We start from the raw sequence: 18,658 nt of genomic DNA on the forward strand, positions 1-18,658 counted from the left end.
CTAGTATGATTTTTATAGATAATAGACAAAATAAAGTTGAAGTTACAGAAGAATTTGAGGATATTGTGAAAAAGGTTATACAACATGCACTTATAGTTGAAAAAGTGGAAGTTCCATGTGAAGTCAGTGTAATATTTATAGATAGTGATACTATAAGGAATATAAATCGTGAAAATAGAAATATAGATAAAGTTACTGATGTATTATCATTTCCAATGCTGGATTATCCAGAGGGAAAGGTATTTAAAGAAACCTATTTAAATTATGAATTTAAAGAATGTGATATGGACAGTGGAAACTTGGTACTGGGAGATATTGCGCTTTCATTGGAAAAAGCCAAAGAACAGAGCATTGAATTTGGTCATTCTTTTTTGAGAGAAACTTGTTATTTGACAGTTCATTCTGTTCTTCATCTTTTAGGATATGATCATATGGCAGAGAATGAAAAAAAGATAATGCGTGATAGAGAAGAAAAAATTTTAAAAGAATTTAATTTTGATTTATAAAAGAGGAATACATATATGAAGGTGAAAAAACTTTTAGATAGTTTTAATTATGCTATTGAAGGTATAATATATTCTGTAAGAACCCAAAGGAATATGAGAATACACATGTTGGCGGCTCTTTTCGTTTTGACCTTATGCTTCTTTTATGACTTAAGCAAAATAGAAATATTGGCAATAACAATAACAATAACCATGGTCATAATGGCAGAACTTTTTAATACTGCAGTTGAGTTTGCTATAGATGCTACAACAAATTACTATCATCCGTTGGTTAAATTAGCTAAAAATGCAGCCGCAGGTGGAGTACTTGTAACTGCTGTTAATGCTGTTCTAGTTGGGTACATTATATTCTGGGACAAATTGAAGTATATAAATTTTGTGCTTATGAGCAAAGTAAGAACAACAAATCCATATACTATATTTATAATAATAGCCATTGTATGTATATCCATTATTATAATAAAGGCTATCTTTGGAGAAGGAACTCCACTAAAAGGTGGAATGCCAAGTGGACATAGTGCAATAGCTTTTTCCATAGCTACGACTATCGCTCTTATGGTTGAAAGCCTTACTGTGGTTATACTTAGCTATGTACTTGCATTTATAGTAGCTCAAAGTAGGGTTGATTCTGAAGTTCATTCTATAGCAGAGGTTTTTATAGGCGGAATTTTTGGTATACTTATAACTGTACTTCTATTTAGAATATTTGGATAAAAATGCATTACAAAGAATAAAAATAATGGTATAATCTATGTACAAGAATATACGTATTTATTTACTGAGATAAGTTGTATAAAAACAAGGAGAATATATATGTTTAAATCAGGATTTATAACTATAGTAGGAAGACCCAATGTAGGTAAATCTACGTTGCTAAATAATTTAATTGGAGAAAAGTTATCAATTGTATCTTGCAGGCCTCAAACAACCAGAAATAACATACAGACAATACTTACGGAGAAGGATTTTCAGCTTGTATTTGTAGATACACCAGGTATTCATGATCCAAGACATAAATTAGGAGAGTATATGGTTAAATCTGCCAAAGACTCTATAAATGATGTAGATCTAGTACTATTTTTAACTACACCAGAAGGACAAATAAAAAAAAGTGATAGGTATATTTTAGATAATTTAAAAGATTATAAAAAACCTGTTTTCCTAGTAATCAACAAAATGGATGAAAATTCTGCTGAGAGAGTAGCACAAACGCTTAAAGCGTATTCTGAAGAATATCAATTTCAGGAATATATACCCATATCTGCAATTAATGGAAAGAATGTAAGTGAACTAAAAAATCTTATAGTTAAATATATGAAGGAAGGGCCTAAATACTACCCTGACGATATGATAATAGATAAACAGGAAAGATTTATAATATCAGAGATTATAAGAGAAAAATCATTAAGGCTACTTTCAGAAGAAGTTCCACATGGAATAGCTGTAGAAATAATATCTATGAAAAAGAATTCAAGGGGAATTTATAATATAGATGCTACTATACTTTGTGAGAAAAAATCTCATAAGGGAATAATAATAGGAAAAGGTGGTTCTATGCTTAAAAAGATATCCACTTATTCTAGACAGGATATGGAAAAGTTTTTGGACTCCAAAGTATATTTAAATATATGGGTAAAGGTTAAAAAAGAATGGAGAGACAGCAGCGGACTTCTAAAGGAACTTGGATATAAGTAATAACTGTATTGGGAGATGGTCTTCTGGCTATAATCAAGACACGAGCTGTTATAATTAAAACGCAGGATATAAAGGAAAATGATAAGATTGTATGGCTATTTACTGAAGAATTGGGGAAAATATCTACTATAGCTAAGGGAGCAAAAAGGAGTAAAAATAAACTCTTTTCCACTGTACTTCAATTTTCTTATGGTGAGTATGTTCTATATAGAGGAAAAAATATGTATGCTATAAATGAAGGCAATTTAATAGATTCATTTCAGGATTTATTGAATGATTTAAATACATTGACTTATGCCTCCTATTTATGTGAATTAATAGATATAGCCCTAAACGATGAGGAAAAAGATAAAAGATTATTTATTGATTTGGTTTCAGCACTTTATCTTATGAAAAATCAAGCTGTAGATATTGAAACATTATCTAGAGCTTTTGAATTAAAAATATTGAAGGCAACAGGTTATGAAATTAATTTTGAAAACTGTGCCATATGTGGAAAGAAAATTAATACTTCTGACTATTTGAGCATTCAATATTTGGGAGGAATATGCAGTGAATGTCATAAGACGAATGGTATTCCTATAAGATATTCAACATTTAATGCTCTTAAATATATATCAAAAATTTCATTGGAAAAAGTATATAGAGTAAATTTGTCAATAGAAGTAAAGCAGGAATTGTATAAAATAACTAGTATGATAATATCTCAAAGTTATTTTAGAAAGCCTAAAAGTCTAGATACTTTAAATAATCTAATTAACTTTAAATAATAAAATTATTAAAAGGAGAAGATAAAATGAGTGATATAACATTAGAAAAGATTGATATTATAAGAGAAAGAACAAATGTAAGTTATGCAGAAGCAAAAAAAGCATTGGAAATAGCAGATGGAAATGTAGTAGATGCATTAATATATATTGAAGAAGATCAAAAAAAGGAAGAAGAAAATTCATATACCACAAAAGATGAATTCATAAATTGGCTCAAGGATTTAGTAAAAAAAGGAAATGTAAATAGAATAAAAATAAAAAAGGATGATAGGGTTATTTTAAATATACCTGTAAATGCTGGTATAGCAGCTACTCTTACAATGCTTGTTTGGCCACCTTTGATTGCTATTGGAATACTTACAGCTGTAATTACTAAAGTTACAGTGGAAATAATTAAAGATGATGGTTCAGTAGAAGTTGTCAACAAGATAATTAAAAATGGTGTTAAAAGCACTGTAAAAGATGTAAAAGATAAAGTACATGATGCAACATCTTCTGTAAAGGACAAATTTAATAGTAAAGAAAATAAATATGATGATAAAAATACTTATCAATACACTGTTAAATTTGATGATATAAATGAAGATGATGAAGACAAATCCAAATAATCGATTATTCAACTTTATATAAAAATTTTAAAATAGTATAGCATTTTTGTTCTTTTATACTTATAAAAAATAAAAATGCTATACTATTTGAGCCAATATAATGGTATAATACTTTTAAGATATAATATTTCTCTTGGATTATTATAGAGAAAGAGGGTGGACATTATTAAATTTTCGCATAGGCAAAAAAAAATAACTGAACTAGTAAAAAAATATGCACCTATAACCAGTGAACAGTTGGCAGAAAAGCTAGGTGTAACAAGAGCAGCTCTTAGGCCGGATTTAGCCATACTTACAATGACAGATGTATTGGAGGCTAAGCCTAAGGTAGGATATATATACTCTAAAAAGCCATCTTATAGTATGTTATATGATTATATAAGAAAGATAAATGTTGGTGATGTAATGTCAAAACCGGTTGTAGTTGATGAAAATACAATGGTATATGATGCTATAGTCAATTTATTTTTAAATGATGTAGGAACATTATTTATAGAAAATTCCGGAGTTTTGATAGGTGCTGTATCACGTAAAGATTTTTTGAAGATATCTATAGGTGGTACTGATATGCGTAAAGTACCTGTTGGAATAATAATGACAAGGATGCCTAATATAGTATGTGTCGAAAAAGATGACAGTGTTTACTTGGCAGCCCAGAAAATAATGGATCATGAAGTTGATAGCCTGCCAGTTGTAGAAAAGTCTAAAGATGGTTCAAAAGAAATTCTCAAGATAATTGGGAAGGTCTCCAAAACAAACATAACAAGACTTTTTGTGAAAATGGGGGAAAACAAATAAAGTAAGTTGCGGATATATTCCGTTAGCATATATTGTAATTTTATAGACAAGGGGATGTGTATTTCATGGAAGAAAAAAAATATGTTTATCTTTTTAACGAAGGAAATGCCGGAATGAGAAATTTACTTGGAGGAAAAGGTGCAAATTTGGCGGAAATGACTAATTTGGGAATGCCTGTTCCAACTGGTTTTACGGTATCTACAGAAGCATGTACTAAATATTATGAAGACAATCAAAAGGTGAGCAATGAAATCGTAGATCAAATTAATATCAGTATGGAAAAACTTGAAGAACTTACAGAAAAAAAATTTGGAAGCATAAAGAATCCTCTGTTGGTTTCAGTAAGATCAGGAGCTAGAATATCAATGCCTGGAATGATGGACACTATATTAAATTTGGGACTAAATGATGATTCGGTACAAGCATTAGCCAAATTGACTAACAATCCTAGATTTGCATATGATTCTTATAGAAGATTTATTCAGATGTTTTCAGATGTGGCCATGGGAATTGAAAAGAGAAAGTTTGAAGATGTTTTAGATGAAATAAAAAGTGCAAAAGGATTAAAATATGATACGGAGTTAACAGAAGATGACCTGAAAAATATAATTGTAAAATTTAAAAAACTATATAGTCAGGAAATAAATCAAGAATTTCCTCAAGAACCAAAACAACAATTAATTCAGGCTATTACCGCTGTGTTTAGATCATGGAACAATCCAAGAGCTATTATTTATAGAAGATTAAATGATATATCCAGTGACTGGGGCACTGCTGTAAACGTTCAAACTATGGTATTTGGAAATATGGGCAATACTTCAGGTACTGGTGTAGCATTTACAAGAAATCCTGCTACAGGAGAAAATCGCATATTTGGGGAGTACTTAATAAATGCACAGGGGGAAGATGTGGTAGCAGGCATTAGGACACCACAGCCAATAGACAGATTAAAACAGGATTTACCTGAATGTTATGATCAATTTATACAGATTGCTAAAAGACTTGAAACACATTATAAAGATATGCAGGACATGGAATTTACAATAGAACAGGGAAAATTATATTTTCTTCAAACAAGAAATGGCAAAAGGACCGCTCAATCAGCACTTAAGATAGCTGTTGATATGGTAGACGAAGGACTTATAACCAAGGAAGAAGCACTTCTTAAAGTCGAGCCTAAACAATTGGATACACTACTTCATCCCAATTTTGATAAAGAGGATTTAAAAAATGCAGAGGTTATTGCAAATGGTCTTCCAGCATCACCTGGGGCTGCATGTGGAAAGATCTATTTTACTGCAGATTCTGCAAAAGAACATCATAACAGAGGAGAGAAAGTAATACTTGTAAGATTGGAAACCTCTCCTGAAGATATAGAGGGAATGGCTGCCGCAGAGGGCATACTTACCGTAAGGGGTGGAATGACATCTCATGCTGCAGTAGTAGCTAGAGGAATGGGTACATGCTGTGTGGCTGGTTGCGGGGATGTAAATATAGATGAGCTAAAAAAGGTATTTGAAGTACATGGACATAAATTTGGAGAAGGGGATTATATATCCTTAGATGGAAGTACAGGCAATGTATATGGTAAGGCTGTAAAAACAGTATTGCCTGAGATGTCAGGTGATTTTGGAAAATTTATGGGTTGGGCGGACAGTATTAGGAAATTGAAAATCAGAACAAATGCAGATACTCCTGCAGATGCTAAACAGGCTGTTAAATTTGGCGCTGAAGGAATAGGACTTTGCAGAACTGAGCACATGTTCTTTCAAGAAGACAGAATACCTCAGGTTAGAAGAATGATAGTTTCAAAAAGTACAGAACAGAGGAGAGAGGCACTTAACAACATACTACCAATGCAAAAAAGTGATTTTACTAAGATATATGAAGCTATGGAAGGAAGACCTGTTACAATTAGATTTTTGGATCCACCACTCCATGAATTTCTTCCAACAGATAAAAAGGATATAGAGGATTTAGCTAAAGAAATGAATATAAGTGTTGAGGAATTGAAAAATACAATAGATTCTCTTCATGAATTTAATCCTATGATGGGACATAGAGGATGCAGACTCACTGTTTCTTATCCGGAGATAGCTGAGATGCAAACTACAGCTGTAATTGAAGCAGCAATAGACGTAAAAAAGAGAAAAAAATATGATATTGTTCCTGAAATAATGATTCCTCTAGTTGGGGAATTAAAGGAATTAAAATATGTTAAAGATATTGTTGTAAAAACTGCAAATTCCATAATAGAAAAGTCAAAAATTCCCATGAATTACAAAATAGGTACAATGATAGAAATACCAAGGGCTGCTCTTACTGCAGATGAAATAGCAAAAGAGGCTGAATTCTTTTCCTTTGGTACCAATGATTTAACTCAAATGACTTTCGGGTTCTCAAGAGATGATGCAGGAAAATTTTTAAATTACTATTATGATAATAAAATATATGATTTTGACCCATTCCAAAAATTAGATCAAACAGGTGTTGGAAAATTAGTCCATATGGCAGTTGAACTTGGAAGAAAAACAAGACCTGATATCCATCTTGGAATATGTGGAGAACATGGAGGCGACCCGTCTTCTGTAGAGTTTTTCCACAATATAGGGCTTGATTATGTATCATGTTCACCTTATAGGGTACCGGTAGCAAGACTTGCAGCTGCACAAGCCCAGATAAAAAAACCAAGATAAGCAGCGAACCCAAATCTTTGATTTGGTATGAGTCGGTTAAGCAGACATACAAAATCTATGATTTTGATATGCTCGCTTACTCAGACGAGTACTCATGTGACAGAATGGATCAGGAGTTTCAGTTAAAAAAGCGAACCCAAATCTTTGATTTTAATATTTATACTTTAATAGAAAACAAGGCTGGAGTACAATGCTCCAGCCTTTATGTTATCTTAGTATTAAATTTTTTTTCCACATGCCTACCCAAGTTTATAATAAAATTCATTTGATTTATATTATTATTCGATGCTTTTTTTAGCAAATAGAAAAAAGATTTATGGTTGCATTTAGTTATATTGTTATAGTAATCTCTGGATATTTTCCAAAATTTCTGAGGAAATGCTAAATAAGATATAATATATTTATAGTCATCTAGATTCAGAGGAAAAATTTCTTCATACAATTCAAGACAATGCAGACCTATTTTAAGATTCCAATTTGTATTTGATCTCTTTAAAAATCTTCTCAAAAAATAGGATATATCATGAGAACAATAAGCTAATGTACATTTGTCAAAATCGATTATCCAAATGTTTTTTCGATTATCGAATATTATATTTTTATTTACATAATCTAAATGACATAATGATGAATGTAGATTATTATAATTTATGGTTTGAGATATTTTAGTGGACATTTCAGCCATCATGTAATTTATTTCAAAATTGTCTAAAAATAAATTAGAAAAGTTATCCTGACTTTTAAAGGCTAAATTTGATGAATTTACAAGTTGAGCAAGGTGTTTCTCGAAGGATAAATGTATGCAATTAAAATTTTGTCTATTTATGCTTCCAGAAATTGCTCTAAAGTTTTTACAGCAACTATGCATTTTTGACAAATTTATAGTTGCAGATATTATATGATCTTTATTGTCATAATTACATTTTTCCCCCAATATCCACGGTGTAAGTATGAACAACATACATTCATATTTGACGAATCTACCATTTTCAATTGTAGGTATTATTCTAGGGACATTTATATTATTTCTATAAAGCCATTCTACAGCTGAATATACAAATAATAATTCCGACTCATCAAAATATACTTTTTTTAAACAATAGCTTTTATCTCGATAATCAACTTTGTATACAGCTCTTTGTTTGTCAGTATCCTTGAATTTTATTCTACTCAAATTAGCATCTTGAAGATTGTAGTGGGGAAGTACATGCTGTTTTACATTTTCTTCAGACAATAAGTTTATATTTTTATTCATTTATCATACCCCTTAAAAAATACTTCTTTATAATAGTATTAAATATTTTTTTACATTATACATTATCATTAAAAGGAATTTTTAAAAGTAAAATAGAATTAATATTTGAGGTGATATATATGCTTATAAGACAGAAAATAGAACAGAAAGAAAAATCAATATTAATACCTCAGGCAACCTTTTCATCTAGAACAAAAGGCAGATATATAGAAGAAGAAAAAGATCCTATAAGAACTGCATTTATGAAAGATAGGGACAGGATAATACACAGTAAATCTTTTAGAAGACTTAAACATAAAACTCAAGTCTATATAAGGACTTTTGGTGATCACTATAGGACAAGATTAACTCATACATTAGAGGTAAACCAGATTGGAAAAACCATAGGGAAGGCTATTGGATTAAATGAGGACTTAATAGAGGCAATAGCTATGGCACATGATATTGGACATGTACCATTTGCACACAGTGGGGAAGATATGTTAAATGAAATACTGCCAGGAGGGTTTAAGCACAATGTAAATAGTGTAAGGGTTTTGACTAAAATAGAAAAGAGTGGTAAAGGACTCAATTTAACAAGGGAAGTCCTTGATGGAGTGTTGAATCACAGTGGATTTACAACTTCTAAAACATATGCATTTACCCTAGAGGGTCAGGTAGTTAAATATAGCGATAAAATTGCCTATGTAAATCACGATATAGAGGATTCCATTAGAGCTGGAATCCTGAAAAATACTCAATTACCAGCTTATTCTGTAAAAATTCTTGGAAAAACCAGCAGTGAAAGAATAGATACTTTAGTGAAAGATTGTATTTATACAACTATAGAAAATATTAAAAATGGAATAATAAAAGTTTCCTTGAGTGAAAAAATATTTAAAGCTTTAAACACTTTAAGAAATTTTATGTTTAAGGAAATATATCTAGGGGAAGTATTGAGAGAAGAAAGAGAAAAGGCTAAATTTGTTATAAAAAAAGTGTTTGACTATTTTTATGATAATCCTCATAAGATGCCGGAATTATATAGAAATGTAGTTGAGAAAGAAAATCTATCAAGAGGTGTAGCCGACTATATATCAGGCATGAGTGATGATTACTGTCTCATGTTGTTTAATGATATATATATTCCTAAAATTATCAAATATTAGGAATAATTTGTTATATTATATGGGTAGAATATATATGAATACAATAAATATTAAATATTTATTGAAGGATATTTAATATTTTTAAAGAATATATATAGTAGATTAATAAAGTTAAATATAAAAAAATTTGATATTTAGCAGGAATATAGCGAGTTGTGTCGAATATATTTAAACTTGGTATAATAATTTTAGATAGGTGGGAGTTGCTTTGTGATATCGGAAGATGTCATTCAGAGAATAAAGGATGAAAATGATATAGTTGATGTAATATCTGAAAGTGTAAAATTAAAAAGGTCTGGAAGGAATTATATGGGCTTATGTCCATTTCATCATGAGAAGACTCCGTCTTTTAGTGTGTCTCAAGATAAACAGATATATAAATGTTTTGGTTGTGGAGAGGCTGGCAATGTAATAACATTTGTAATGAAAATAAATAATCTGAGTTTTCCTGAGGCTATTGCATTACTGGCTGATAGGGCAAATATAGATATAGATTTTAACAGGGAAAAAAATAAAAACAGAAGAAATAGTTTTGAAAAATTGTATAGAGTAAATGTAGAAGCTGCTAGATATTTTTTTTCTTGTTTAAGTAGCAGTAAAATTGCAAAAGAATATCTTACGAATAGGGGGATAACCGTAAATACTATTAGAAAATTTGGACTTGGATATTCTTTAGACAGCTGGAATGCTTTGATAAGGCATTTAAAAGACAAAGAAATTACCGAATTAGATATGATTTCAAATGGACTTATAATAAAGAGTAAAAATGGAAATTATTATGATAGATTCAGAAATAGGATAATTTTTCCTGTATTTGATTACAGAGGAAGAGTAACAGGTTTTGGTGGAAGGGTACTTGATGATTCAAAACCTAAATATCTGAATTCACCGGAAACTGATTTATTTAAAAAGGGAACCAATTTATATGGATTGAACTTTGCGATAAGAGATAATACTTCAAAAATGTTTATTATGGTAGAAGGTTATATGGATTGTATATCACTTCATCAATATGGTATTACAAATGTAGTTGCATCTTTGGGAACTGCACTTACCATTGGCCAGGCAAAACTTATGAAAAGATATGTTGATAAAGTTATTATAGCATATGATGCAGATACAGCAGGCCAAATGGCTACTTTAAGGGGACTGAACATATTGAGAAGTGTTGGCTTGGATGTCAGAGTGTTATTGATTCCCCAAGGAAAAGATCCAGATGAATTTGTCAGAAATAATGGAAAGAAAAAATTCATGGATTTAGTTCAAAAATCTCTTCCACTTATAGACTATAGAATTCAGAGCATTAAAAAAGGTCTAAAATTAGATGATCCTGAAAATAGAATAAAATATGTAGAACAAGTTTTAAAAGTGATATCTGAATTAGATCCTATTGAAAGGGAAATGTACATAAAAAAATTATCTGAAGAAACAGGAGTTAGGATTCAGGCACTTTACGACATGTTGAATGGCAATATTCAAAAAAGTGCAAAAAAAGATGAAAATATGAATATAGATGAGTCTTTTGGACAAAAATTATATTTAGAACCAGCATATTTAAAGGCGGAACGGTGTTTGTTGAAATTAATATTTGAAAACAATGATGCTTTGAAATATGCACAGAATATCATACAGAAAGATGAATTTTTAATTGACAGTCATAGAAAGATATATACATACATTATTGAAAGCATAGATTACGACAGACATAATAGAGAAATTCACGTAGAATCTAAATGTACTGATCTGAATACATCTAAAGAGTGGGTTAATATTTTGGAATCTAAGTTTTTAGATGAAGATTGTAATTATAAGTACATGATAAATAGCTTTGTAAATAGTATAAAAAAACATAAATTGGAGCAGAGGAAAACACATATTATAAGAGAAATAAAAAAGTGTGAAGCTGAAGGAAGACTTGAGGAATCACTTGAACTCGCAAAACAGCTTATTAAAATTCAAAAAAAGGATTGGTGAATTATAGTAATGGTTAAGGGAGGCAAAAAAATGAAGGATAAAGATTCAAAAATGCATGTAGTCAAAAAGCTTATTGAAAAAGGGAAAAAAAGTAACAGCCTAACTTACAAAGAGATAATGAACGAATTAGAAGAAATTGAATTAACTCCTGAGCAGATAGAAAAAATATATGAGGCACTTGAATCCATGGGTATTGAGGTAATAGGAGATGTTCATGAAGAAGCAGCAGGCGACAAAAATTTAGATCTATCTGTACCAGAGGGAATTGCCATAGATGATCCTGTTAGGATGTATTTAAAAGAAATAGGAAAAGTGCCATTACTTCTTCCAGAAGAAGAAGTGGATCTTGCACAGAAAATTGAAAATGGAGATCAAATTGCAAAGAAAAAGTTGGCAGAAGCTAATTTAAGATTGGTTGTCAGTATAGCAAAAAGATATGTGGGAAGAGGGATGTTATTTCTGGATCTAATTCAGGAGGGGAATTTAGGACTTATCAAAGCCGTAGAGAAGTTTAATTATAGGAAAGGATTTAAATTCAGTACCTATGCTACATGGTGGATAAGGCAGGCTATAACGAGAGCTATTGCAGATCAGGCAAGAACTATAAGAATACCAGTACATATGGTAGAAACTATAAATAAACTTATAAGAGTTTCTAGACAGCTTTTACAGGAACTTGGAAGAGAGCCTCAGCCTGAGGAAGTGGCGAAGATAATGGAAATGCCTGTAGATAAGGTAAGAGAGATAATGAAGATAGCTCAAGAACCGGTATCTTTGGAAACACCTATTGGCGAAGAAGAAGATAGCCATCTTGGCGATTTTATACCGGATGATGAAGCACCTGCACCAGCTGAAGCCGCTGCATTTACTATGCTTAAAGAACAGCTCATAAATGTACTTGACACTTTAACTCCTAGAGAAGAAAAAGTACTTAGACTGAGATTTGGGCTTGATGATGGAAGGGCTAGAACTCTAGAAGAGGTTGGAAAAGAATTTAATGTTACAAGAGAAAGAATAAGGCAAATTGAAGCAAAGGCACTTAGAAAATTAAGACATCCAAGCAGAAGTAAAAAATTGAAGGATTATTTAGACTAAAAGCACCTTATACAGGTGCTTTTTATACAATTAATTATTTCAAAATACAACTTGTGTTATAATTATATCTAGGAAGGTGATGATGTGAAAAATTATAAATCCTTAAAGGGAATAGGAATGTATTCAATTTTAGGAATTACAATTTTATATGACGTGATTTTTATATTAATATATAAATTCATAGATTCCTATGAATTGTCTAATTTGATGAAACTGGCGTTGACTGTATATAATATATATCAAATATATTACATGCTTATATGTAGGACTTTAAATTATTCCATGGATGAGGATAATATATATATAAATACTGCTTTAGGCTTAAAAAAGGAAAAAATAGCATTTGAATCAATTAAGGCCTATCAAAAATCTAAAGGCCCCATAAAAGGTGTGAAGTTATCAGGACATGGGAAAAACAGCTTTAATATTGGAAAATCCTTTGTAGATAAGATAGGCACTACATATATGTTTGTTACTTCTACAAAAAATGTAATTTACCTAAATACTCCTAATATGAATTATGCAGTTTCACCTGAAAAATTTGATGAATTTGAAAGTGGGCTTAAAAATAGGGGTATAGAAAATTCATCTTGGAGTGCTGATTCAAATAAAAATATAAATTTTCATAAAGATAAAAGGTTTTTTATGTTATTTATCATTACAGCAATTTTGGCATTGATAATTACACTGAATCCTATAATAATGTACTTGACAGATAAAATTCCAGCTAGAATGCCACTTAATTTTAATACTGATTTTACACCATGTAAATTTGGGACTGGAAAACAGTTTGCATTTAAGCAAATGGCATATGGCTTGCTTAATATGGCTGTGTTGTTTTGTATGTATTATGCAGGTGCTCTATTTGGGAAATATGATAAAAAATCTTCTTATAAATTTATTTATATAGCATTGTTAATAACTTTATTGTTTTTAATAAACCAATTTAGAATAATTATTTTATTTTAAAGTCGTTAGAAATGGAGAAGATAAATGCAGCTTAGTTCAAGATTAAAAGCTATTTGTAATATGGTAGATCATTGTAATTGTACAGCTGATATAGGAACGGATCATGGCTATATTCCAATATATCTTGTTAAAAATAATATATGCAACAGGGCAATAGCTTCAGACATAAACAAGGGTCCTATAAGAAAAGCAGAAATTAATATTAGGAATGAGGATCTCCAGAATAAAATAGAATGTAGACTTGGTAGTGGACTTAACACTATAAATATTGGTGAAGTACAGGAAATTATAATTGCAGGAATGGGTGGAAATCTCATAAGAGATATAATAAATGAAAATATAAACATTTTCAAAAGTGTGAATACTTTAATACTTCAGCCAATACAAAATCCGGAAGTGTTGAGAGAATATATATATAAAATGGGATTTACCATAGTTGATGAAGAACTATGTATTGACGAAAATATATTTTATGAGATAATAAAAGTAAAATATGCTAAAAATAAAAATAATATAGATACTATATTTTATGAAGTTGGGAAAAGATTAATAGAAAAGAAGAATCCTCTTGTTAATAGATTTATAAACAAAAAAATTGATAAATACAGGACTATATTAAATTATATTAAAGAAGATGGAAGTTTGGCCAAAAAGAGAAAATTGGATATAAAAAATAAGATACTTAGATTACAGGAGTTGATTGAATGCCTCTAATGGTGAAGGATATAGATACAATAATGGAACAATATGCCCCTTCAAAGCTTAAGGAAAGCTATGATACCGTTGGACTTATGGTAGGTGATATGAAAAGTGAAGTTACATCTATTTTAGTGGCATTAGACTGTACTTTGGATGTAATTGAAGAGGCAAAGTTAAACAGTTGCAATATGATTTTTACACATCACCCATTGCTATTTAAAAAGCCAAATTCAATAACTACTGATACTTTAATTGGCAGAAAAATAATAGAACTTGTTAAGAATGATATAAATGTGTATTCAAGTCATACAAATTTGGATTCTACATTAGGTGGAATGAATGATATAATTATGCAGATTCTTGACTTTAAATATATTCGTATTATGGAACATTCAAGTAATGAAGATAGTTTTGGAAGTAATTCAGGTATAGGAAGAATGGCTAAAATTTCAAAGCCTATTACGCTGGATGAACTTTGTAATAAAGTAAAGGAAAAACTTGGATTGAAATATCTAAGGTATTCAGGACAAGATAAAAAATTAATAAAGAATATAGCAGTTATAAATGGAAGCGGTCAAGATTACTTCAATCTTGCTAAAAAGTTAGGTGCAGATTGCATTATAACAGGGGATACTACTTATCACTATGTAAGTGATTTCAATGAACAGGGCATAGCTGTCATAGATGCAGGTCATTTTGGAACTGAATGGCCTTCTATTTGTGTAGTATCAAATTATTTGAAGAATAGACTAGGGTCCATGGGATTTAAAAATAATGTTATTTTATCAAAAGTTAATAGAGATCCTTATAAATATAAGTAGAAGTGAGTATTAATATATTCATTTCTACTTTTTTTATCGAATAATAGATTTTAATAAATAGATAGTTTATAGGAGGAGTTTATATGCTAGACTTATTAATTGAGATTCAAGAAAACAGAGGAATTATAAAGAATAGAGAGAAAGCAATAAAGGATAGTACAAATATCAGTTATATGAAGAAAATTAGATTGGAGTTTGAAAAAAAGAAAAAAATTTATATGAAATTGGATTTGGAAGTAAAAGACAACAAAAGAGACATAGAAATTGTAAGTTTAAAATTGGACGAATTAAAAAATGAAATAGAAGAAGAGGAAAATAAGCTATACAGCAATTTTAAATATGATTTAAAATTAATAAAAAGTTTGGAAAAGTCTATTAATACTAAAAAAGAAGAAGCTAAAGATATGGAAGATAAAAGTTTAAACTTATTGTATAAAGAAGATGATCTTATAAAGAAAAAATCTGATATAAGAAAAAAATTAGTTGAACTTAGAGATAATTTTTATGAGTATAGAGAAAATAACAAGGAAGTTTTATTAAAAAACAGGAGAGATATAGAAGATTCAAAAAATAGAATAGTTACTTTGGAAAGACAGGTACCGAAAGATCTTCTTGAAAAATTTAATGAAATATCACGAATAAAAGGAACTGGAGCAGCAAAATTATCAGATAATGGAGTTTGTCTTGGATGCCTTATGAAAGTGTCTGCTATTACTATAGACAATGTAAAGAAGGATAAAGAAACAGTTTATTGTGATAATTGCGGCAGAATAATTCACTATAGAAAAAAATCATTGTAAATTATAAAAAAGTATGATATGATTTTACTTGCGAGTAAACCAGACAATCACTGCTGCATTATATGCAGGAGAGGAAAGTCCGAGCTCCATAGGGCAGGGTGCTGGGTAACTCCCAGTCAGGGCGACTTGAAGGAAAGTGCAACAGAGATATACTTCCGAATTTTTTCGGTAAAGGTGGAAAGGCGAGGTAAGAGCTCACCAGCGCAAGGGTGACTTTGCGGCTATGTAAACCCCATCTGGAGCAAGATCGAATAGGAAAGCATAAAGAGGTGGCCCGCTTCGCTTTCGGGTAGTATCGCTTGAATCTATTGGTAACAATAGGTCTAGATAGATGATTGTCTAATACAGAACTCGGCTTATAGGTTTGGTCGTACATTGAAAACACTGGCTTTATGGCTTAGTGTTTTTAATTTTGCCACCGATTTGCCATACCAATCAAAATCATCAATTGATTTTGATATGATTTCAGTGGCTTTTTTATTTATATATCTTAAATTGTGGAATCTTGTATTTTTCTATATACTTACTTTAAGATGAAATTGATCATGTCTGAAAAAAGAAAAATAAAAGAGAGACATAATTATACAATAAAATTTAAAGATCAAATAGAGGTAATAACCAAGTTATATATATAAATTTATCCTATATATTGAAGTAAATTACATAGTCGTATATAATGTAAACGTAGCAATAATTCTTCGCTGAAAAACTTTTTTAATAAAGGTTCTAGTTAGCTCTAGGACCTTTAATTTTTTAGCCGCTTTTCAACTAATTTTAAAGCAGTAATGTCATCTATATATCCAATGGGAAATACATAATCTGGTATGATATCTGTAGAAAGTATAAAATATAGGAGAACACTGCCAATTATTGGACGTGTTTCTTCAGAAACATCATCACTTAAAAATTGATTGTACATATTTTTTAGCTTTTCTACGAAAAATCCACTTCCATTGATACTGGCTATTTTTTTATTGAAATTTTTATATATTATGTTTTTGCCTTCGTCTGTAAGGGCGTATTGTTCATATTTATTTAATTCTTCTTTTATTTTTTTTATATCACATTTATAATTCAATGAATTTATGGTTTTTAATATTTGAGAGGTGTTTTCTTCATTATTACCTATATCATATCCAGCAGACCTTAGTAAAATTTCCATAGGTATATTAAGATACTTTGAAAATTTTTCAATATGATTTATATTCGCAGATTGTTTACCATTTATGATTCTTGAAATTGTTGCAGTATCTATACCTGTGAGTTTGCCTAGTTTTCTCATTGACATTGAATTATCCTTTAAAAACACCTTTAAAGTATCTCCTAATTGAGATTTTTTGAAATTTTCATCCATAATGAACATCTCCATAAAATGTTATCAATATATTATATGCTTTATATATAAGAATATTGAGATAATTTCAATATTAATTTGATATATAAGAAACAATTTTGATGTTTTTGTATAGTATATATTAGCGATAAAACAAAAAACTTTTACTGAATGGAGATGGCAAAAGTGAGTGAGTTACAGGAAAATTTGGAAAAGAAAAATATTAAATTTGATGATATTGTTGATAATGATACAAAGGGTATGAAAAACAAATTATTGTTTTTATGGGCACTTATTGGCCCTGGTTTTTTGGCAGCTATAGGTGATAATGATGCAGGAGGACTAATTTCATATTCTGTAACAGGTATGAAATTTGGAATAAGCCTTTTTATACCTCTTTCAATTTGTCTGGTAATAATTACTTATACTGTTCAAGAAATGTCAATGCGACTTAGTGTTGTAACACAAACAGGTTTTACAAGTCTTATTAAAAAGTATTATGGAAATTTATGGATAAAGTATCACATTACAACCATATGCATGGAAAATATACTTATGCTGACTACAGAATTCATAGGTATGTCTGCAGGATTGGTTGTACTTGGACTTCCTATGTGGGTCAGTGTTTTAATAAGTCTTGTACTTGTGCTGTCAGTTATTACTATGGCAGGATATTGGACCAAGGAAAGGCTTACATTGTTTATTGGATTTTTTAATATCGTTTTTATTATAATTGCATTCATGACTCATCCCAGCATTAAAAATATAGCATATACATTTATAGCGTGGAATTATCCAAAGGAAAGCCAAAATCTGTTTTGGTATATAGTAGCTATAATAGGTAATGCAGTAGCTCCATGGATGATATTCTTTCAGGGAAATGCGTGTATAGATAAAGGAATTGTTAAAGACCATATTAGATTGGGACGTATAGATACAACTATAGGATGTATAGTACAGGTAGTAATTGCAGCTTGCGTTATTATTTCTGGCGCAGCACTTTTTGGACAAGTAAATAATATAGAGACACTTGGCCCTGCACAACTTATACTTACCTTTAGCAGTCATATGGGTAGGACGGCAGGCATTTTGTTTGGAATAGGTCTATTTAATGCGGGATTTATGGCAGCTATTACTATATCATTATCCACTACATGGTGTGTATCTGAAGCTTTTGGATGGAAACAAAGTCTGAATTCAAAATTGTCCGAAGCCCCAAAGTTTTATGGAGTATATATAGGAAGCGTAGTTATAGCAGCCTGCATAGTTTTAATACCTAATTTGCACTTGAACTATATTACACTTCTGGCTCAGGTCATAAGTGGATTTCTTATGGCTCCAATTCTTATATTTTTAGTAATGCTAACTAATAAAAAAGAGCTGATGGGAGAATATAAAAATAATTTATTTATAAATATAAGGGCTTGTATAGTTGCAGCAATACTTATAGTGATGGCAGTTCTTCTCATATTCAACTCCATTTAATTTCCA

17 protein-coding genes and 1 other RNA gene are annotated in these 18,658 nt (G+C 30.2%); 16 read left to right on the forward strand and 2 right to left on the reverse strand.

What is annotated here, in order from left to right; genetic code table 11:
- The first annotated feature begins 5 nt into the window (after positions 1–5).
- The 7 genes from ybeY to ppdK all read left to right on the forward strand — a co-directional run bounded on the left by ybeY (position 6) and on the right by ppdK (position 7,073).
- A complete protein-coding gene (gene ybeY / locus J418_RS0104035) occupies positions 6–506 on the forward strand; it encodes an rRNA maturation RNase YbeY (protein ID WP_017894846.1) in 501 nt (166 codons plus the stop codon).
- 15 nt (positions 507–521) lie between these two features.
- On the forward strand, positions 522–1,220 hold the full coding sequence (locus J418_RS0104040; RefSeq protein ID WP_017751286.1) for a diacylglycerol kinase: 699 nt from the start codon (positions 522–524) through the stop codon (positions 1,218–1,220).
- 99 nt (positions 1,221–1,319) lie between these two features.
- Entirely contained in the window at positions 1,320–2,201 is an 882-nt protein-coding gene (era, locus tag J418_RS0104045; RefSeq protein ID WP_017751287.1) for a GTPase Era, read from the forward strand.
- Between the two features lie 8 nt (positions 2,202–2,209).
- Positions 2,210–2,971 (forward strand): DNA repair protein RecO, encoded by a 762-nt coding sequence (gene recO, locus J418_RS0104050; protein ID WP_017751288.1) that lies wholly within the window; start codon positions 2,210–2,212, stop codon positions 2,969–2,971.
- A gap of 26 nt (positions 2,972–2,997) precedes the next feature.
- Positions 2,998–3,579, forward strand: a complete 582-nt coding sequence (locus J418_RS0104055) for a DUF4342 domain-containing protein (protein ID WP_017894847.1) — start codon at positions 2,998–3,000, stop codon at positions 3,577–3,579.
- Between the two features lie 156 nt (positions 3,580–3,735).
- A complete protein-coding gene (gene ccpN, locus J418_RS0104060; protein ID WP_017751290.1) occupies positions 3,736–4,377 on the forward strand; it encodes a transcriptional regulator CcpN in 642 nt (213 codons plus the stop codon).
- 65 nt (positions 4,378–4,442) lie between these two features.
- Positions 4,443–7,073, forward strand: a complete 2,631-nt coding sequence (gene ppdK / locus J418_RS0104065) for a pyruvate, phosphate dikinase (protein WP_017894848.1) — start codon at positions 4,443–4,445, stop codon at positions 7,071–7,073.
- A gap of 202 nt (positions 7,074–7,275) precedes the next feature.
- Here ppdK and J418_RS0104070 read toward each other — a convergent pair whose 3' ends face one another.
- The gene (locus J418_RS0104070) at positions 7,276–8,328 is read right to left on the reverse strand and encodes a CotS family spore coat protein (RefSeq protein WP_017751292.1); all 1,053 of its coding nucleotides are present in this window, start codon (positions 8,326–8,328) and stop codon (positions 7,276–7,278) included.
- 119 nt (positions 8,329–8,447) lie between these two features.
- Between J418_RS0104070 and J418_RS0104075 the strand changes: the two genes are divergently transcribed.
- From J418_RS0104075 to rnpB, 8 genes are all read left to right on the forward strand, one after another.
- Positions 8,448–9,476 carry a deoxyguanosinetriphosphate triphosphohydrolase gene (locus J418_RS0104075; protein ID WP_017751293.1) on the forward strand — a complete coding sequence of 343 codons (1,029 nt, stop codon included), beginning with the start codon at positions 8,448–8,450 and terminating at the stop codon, positions 9,474–9,476.
- A 210-nt stretch (positions 9,477–9,686) separates the two neighbouring features.
- The gene (gene dnaG, locus J418_RS0104080) at positions 9,687–11,450 is read left to right on the forward strand and encodes a DNA primase (protein WP_017751294.1); all 1,764 of its coding nucleotides are present in this window, start codon (positions 9,687–9,689) and stop codon (positions 11,448–11,450) included.
- A 30-nt stretch (positions 11,451–11,480) separates the two neighbouring features.
- Positions 11,481–12,545: an RNA polymerase sigma factor RpoD gene (rpoD, locus tag J418_RS0104085; RefSeq protein WP_017751295.1), complete on the forward strand. Its 1,065-nt coding sequence runs from the start codon at positions 11,481–11,483 to the stop codon at positions 12,543–12,545.
- An 84-nt stretch (positions 12,546–12,629) separates the two neighbouring features.
- Positions 12,630–13,514, forward strand: a complete 885-nt coding sequence (locus J418_RS0104090) for a PH domain-containing protein (protein WP_017751296.1) — start codon at positions 12,630–12,632, stop codon at positions 13,512–13,514.
- A gap of 24 nt (positions 13,515–13,538) precedes the next feature.
- Positions 13,539–14,228 (forward strand): tRNA (adenine(22)-N(1))-methyltransferase, encoded by a 690-nt coding sequence (locus tag J418_RS0104095; RefSeq protein WP_017751297.1) that lies wholly within the window; start codon positions 13,539–13,541, stop codon positions 14,226–14,228.
- On the forward strand, positions 14,219–15,034 hold the full coding sequence (locus J418_RS0104100; protein WP_017751298.1) for a Nif3-like dinuclear metal center hexameric protein: 816 nt from the start codon (positions 14,219–14,221) through the stop codon (positions 15,032–15,034). Before J418_RS0104095 ends, J418_RS0104100 begins: the two co-directional genes overlap by 10 nt.
- 83 nt (positions 15,035–15,117) lie before the next feature.
- Positions 15,118–15,834, forward strand: coding sequence for a zinc ribbon domain-containing protein (locus J418_RS0104105; RefSeq protein WP_017751299.1), 717 nt, complete (start codon positions 15,118–15,120; stop codon positions 15,832–15,834).
- Positions 15,835–15,865: 31 nt separating this feature from the next.
- Positions 15,866–16,209: RNase P RNA component class A (rnpB, locus tag J418_RS15870), an RNA gene on the forward strand.
- Positions 16,210–16,579: 370 nt separating this feature from the next.
- On the opposite strand, the gene J418_RS0104115 is transcribed toward rnpB, so the two are convergent.
- Positions 16,580–17,188 (reverse strand): helix-turn-helix domain-containing protein, encoded by a 609-nt coding sequence (locus tag J418_RS0104115; RefSeq protein ID WP_017751301.1) that lies wholly within the window; start codon positions 17,186–17,188, stop codon positions 16,580–16,582.
- Between the two features lie 156 nt (positions 17,189–17,344).
- Between J418_RS0104115 and J418_RS0104120 the strand changes: the two genes are divergently transcribed.
- The gene (locus J418_RS0104120) at positions 17,345–18,652 is read left to right on the forward strand and encodes an NRAMP family divalent metal transporter (RefSeq protein WP_023625426.1); all 1,308 of its coding nucleotides are present in this window, start codon (positions 17,345–17,347) and stop codon (positions 18,650–18,652) included.
- Positions 18,653–18,658 lie beyond the last annotated feature (6 nt).

Origin of the sequence: Clostridium tyrobutyricum DSM 2637 = ATCC 25755 = JCM 11008, from assembly GCF_000359585.1 — a bacterium.
Taxonomy (GTDB): Bacteria; Bacillota; Clostridia; order Clostridiales; family Clostridiaceae; genus Clostridium_B; species Clostridium_B tyrobutyricum.

Bases quoted from the DNA above. Each gene is read 5' to 3' on its own strand.
- ybeY (WP_017894846.1), top strand. From the start codon at position 6: ATGATTTTTATAGATAATAGACAAAATAAAGTTGAAGTTACAGAAGAA.
- J418_RS0104040 (WP_017751286.1), top strand. From the start codon at position 522: ATGAAGGTGAAAAAACTTTTAGATAGTTTTAATTATGCTATTGAAGGT.
- era (WP_017751287.1), top strand. From the start codon at position 1,320: ATGTTTAAATCAGGATTTATAACTATAGTAGGAAGACCCAATGTAGGT.
- J418_RS0104055 (WP_017894847.1), top strand. From the start codon at position 2,998: ATGAGTGATATAACATTAGAAAAGATTGATATTATAAGAGAAAGAACA.
- ppdK (WP_017894848.1), top strand. From the start codon at position 4,443: ATGGAAGAAAAAAAATATGTTTATCTTTTTAACGAAGGAAATGCCGGA.
- J418_RS0104070 (WP_017751292.1), bottom strand. From the start codon at position 8,328: ATGAATAAAAATATAAACTTATTGTCTGAAGAAAATGTAAAACAGCAT.
- J418_RS0104075 (WP_017751293.1), top strand. From the start codon at position 8,448: ATGCTTATAAGACAGAAAATAGAACAGAAAGAAAAATCAATATTAATA.
- rpoD (WP_017751295.1), top strand. From the start codon at position 11,481: ATGAAGGATAAAGATTCAAAAATGCATGTAGTCAAAAAGCTTATTGAA.
- J418_RS0104095 (WP_017751297.1), top strand. From the start codon at position 13,539: ATGCAGCTTAGTTCAAGATTAAAAGCTATTTGTAATATGGTAGATCAT.
- J418_RS0104100 (WP_017751298.1), top strand. From the start codon at position 14,219: ATGCCTCTAATGGTGAAGGATATAGATACAATAATGGAACAATATGCC.
- J418_RS0104105 (WP_017751299.1), top strand. From the start codon at position 15,118: ATGCTAGACTTATTAATTGAGATTCAAGAAAACAGAGGAATTATAAAG.
- J418_RS0104115 (WP_017751301.1), bottom strand. From the start codon at position 17,188: ATGGATGAAAATTTCAAAAAATCTCAATTAGGAGATACTTTAAAGGTG.
- J418_RS0104120 (WP_023625426.1), top strand. From the start codon at position 17,345: ATGGCAAAAGTGAGTGAGTTACAGGAAAATTTGGAAAAGAAAAATATT.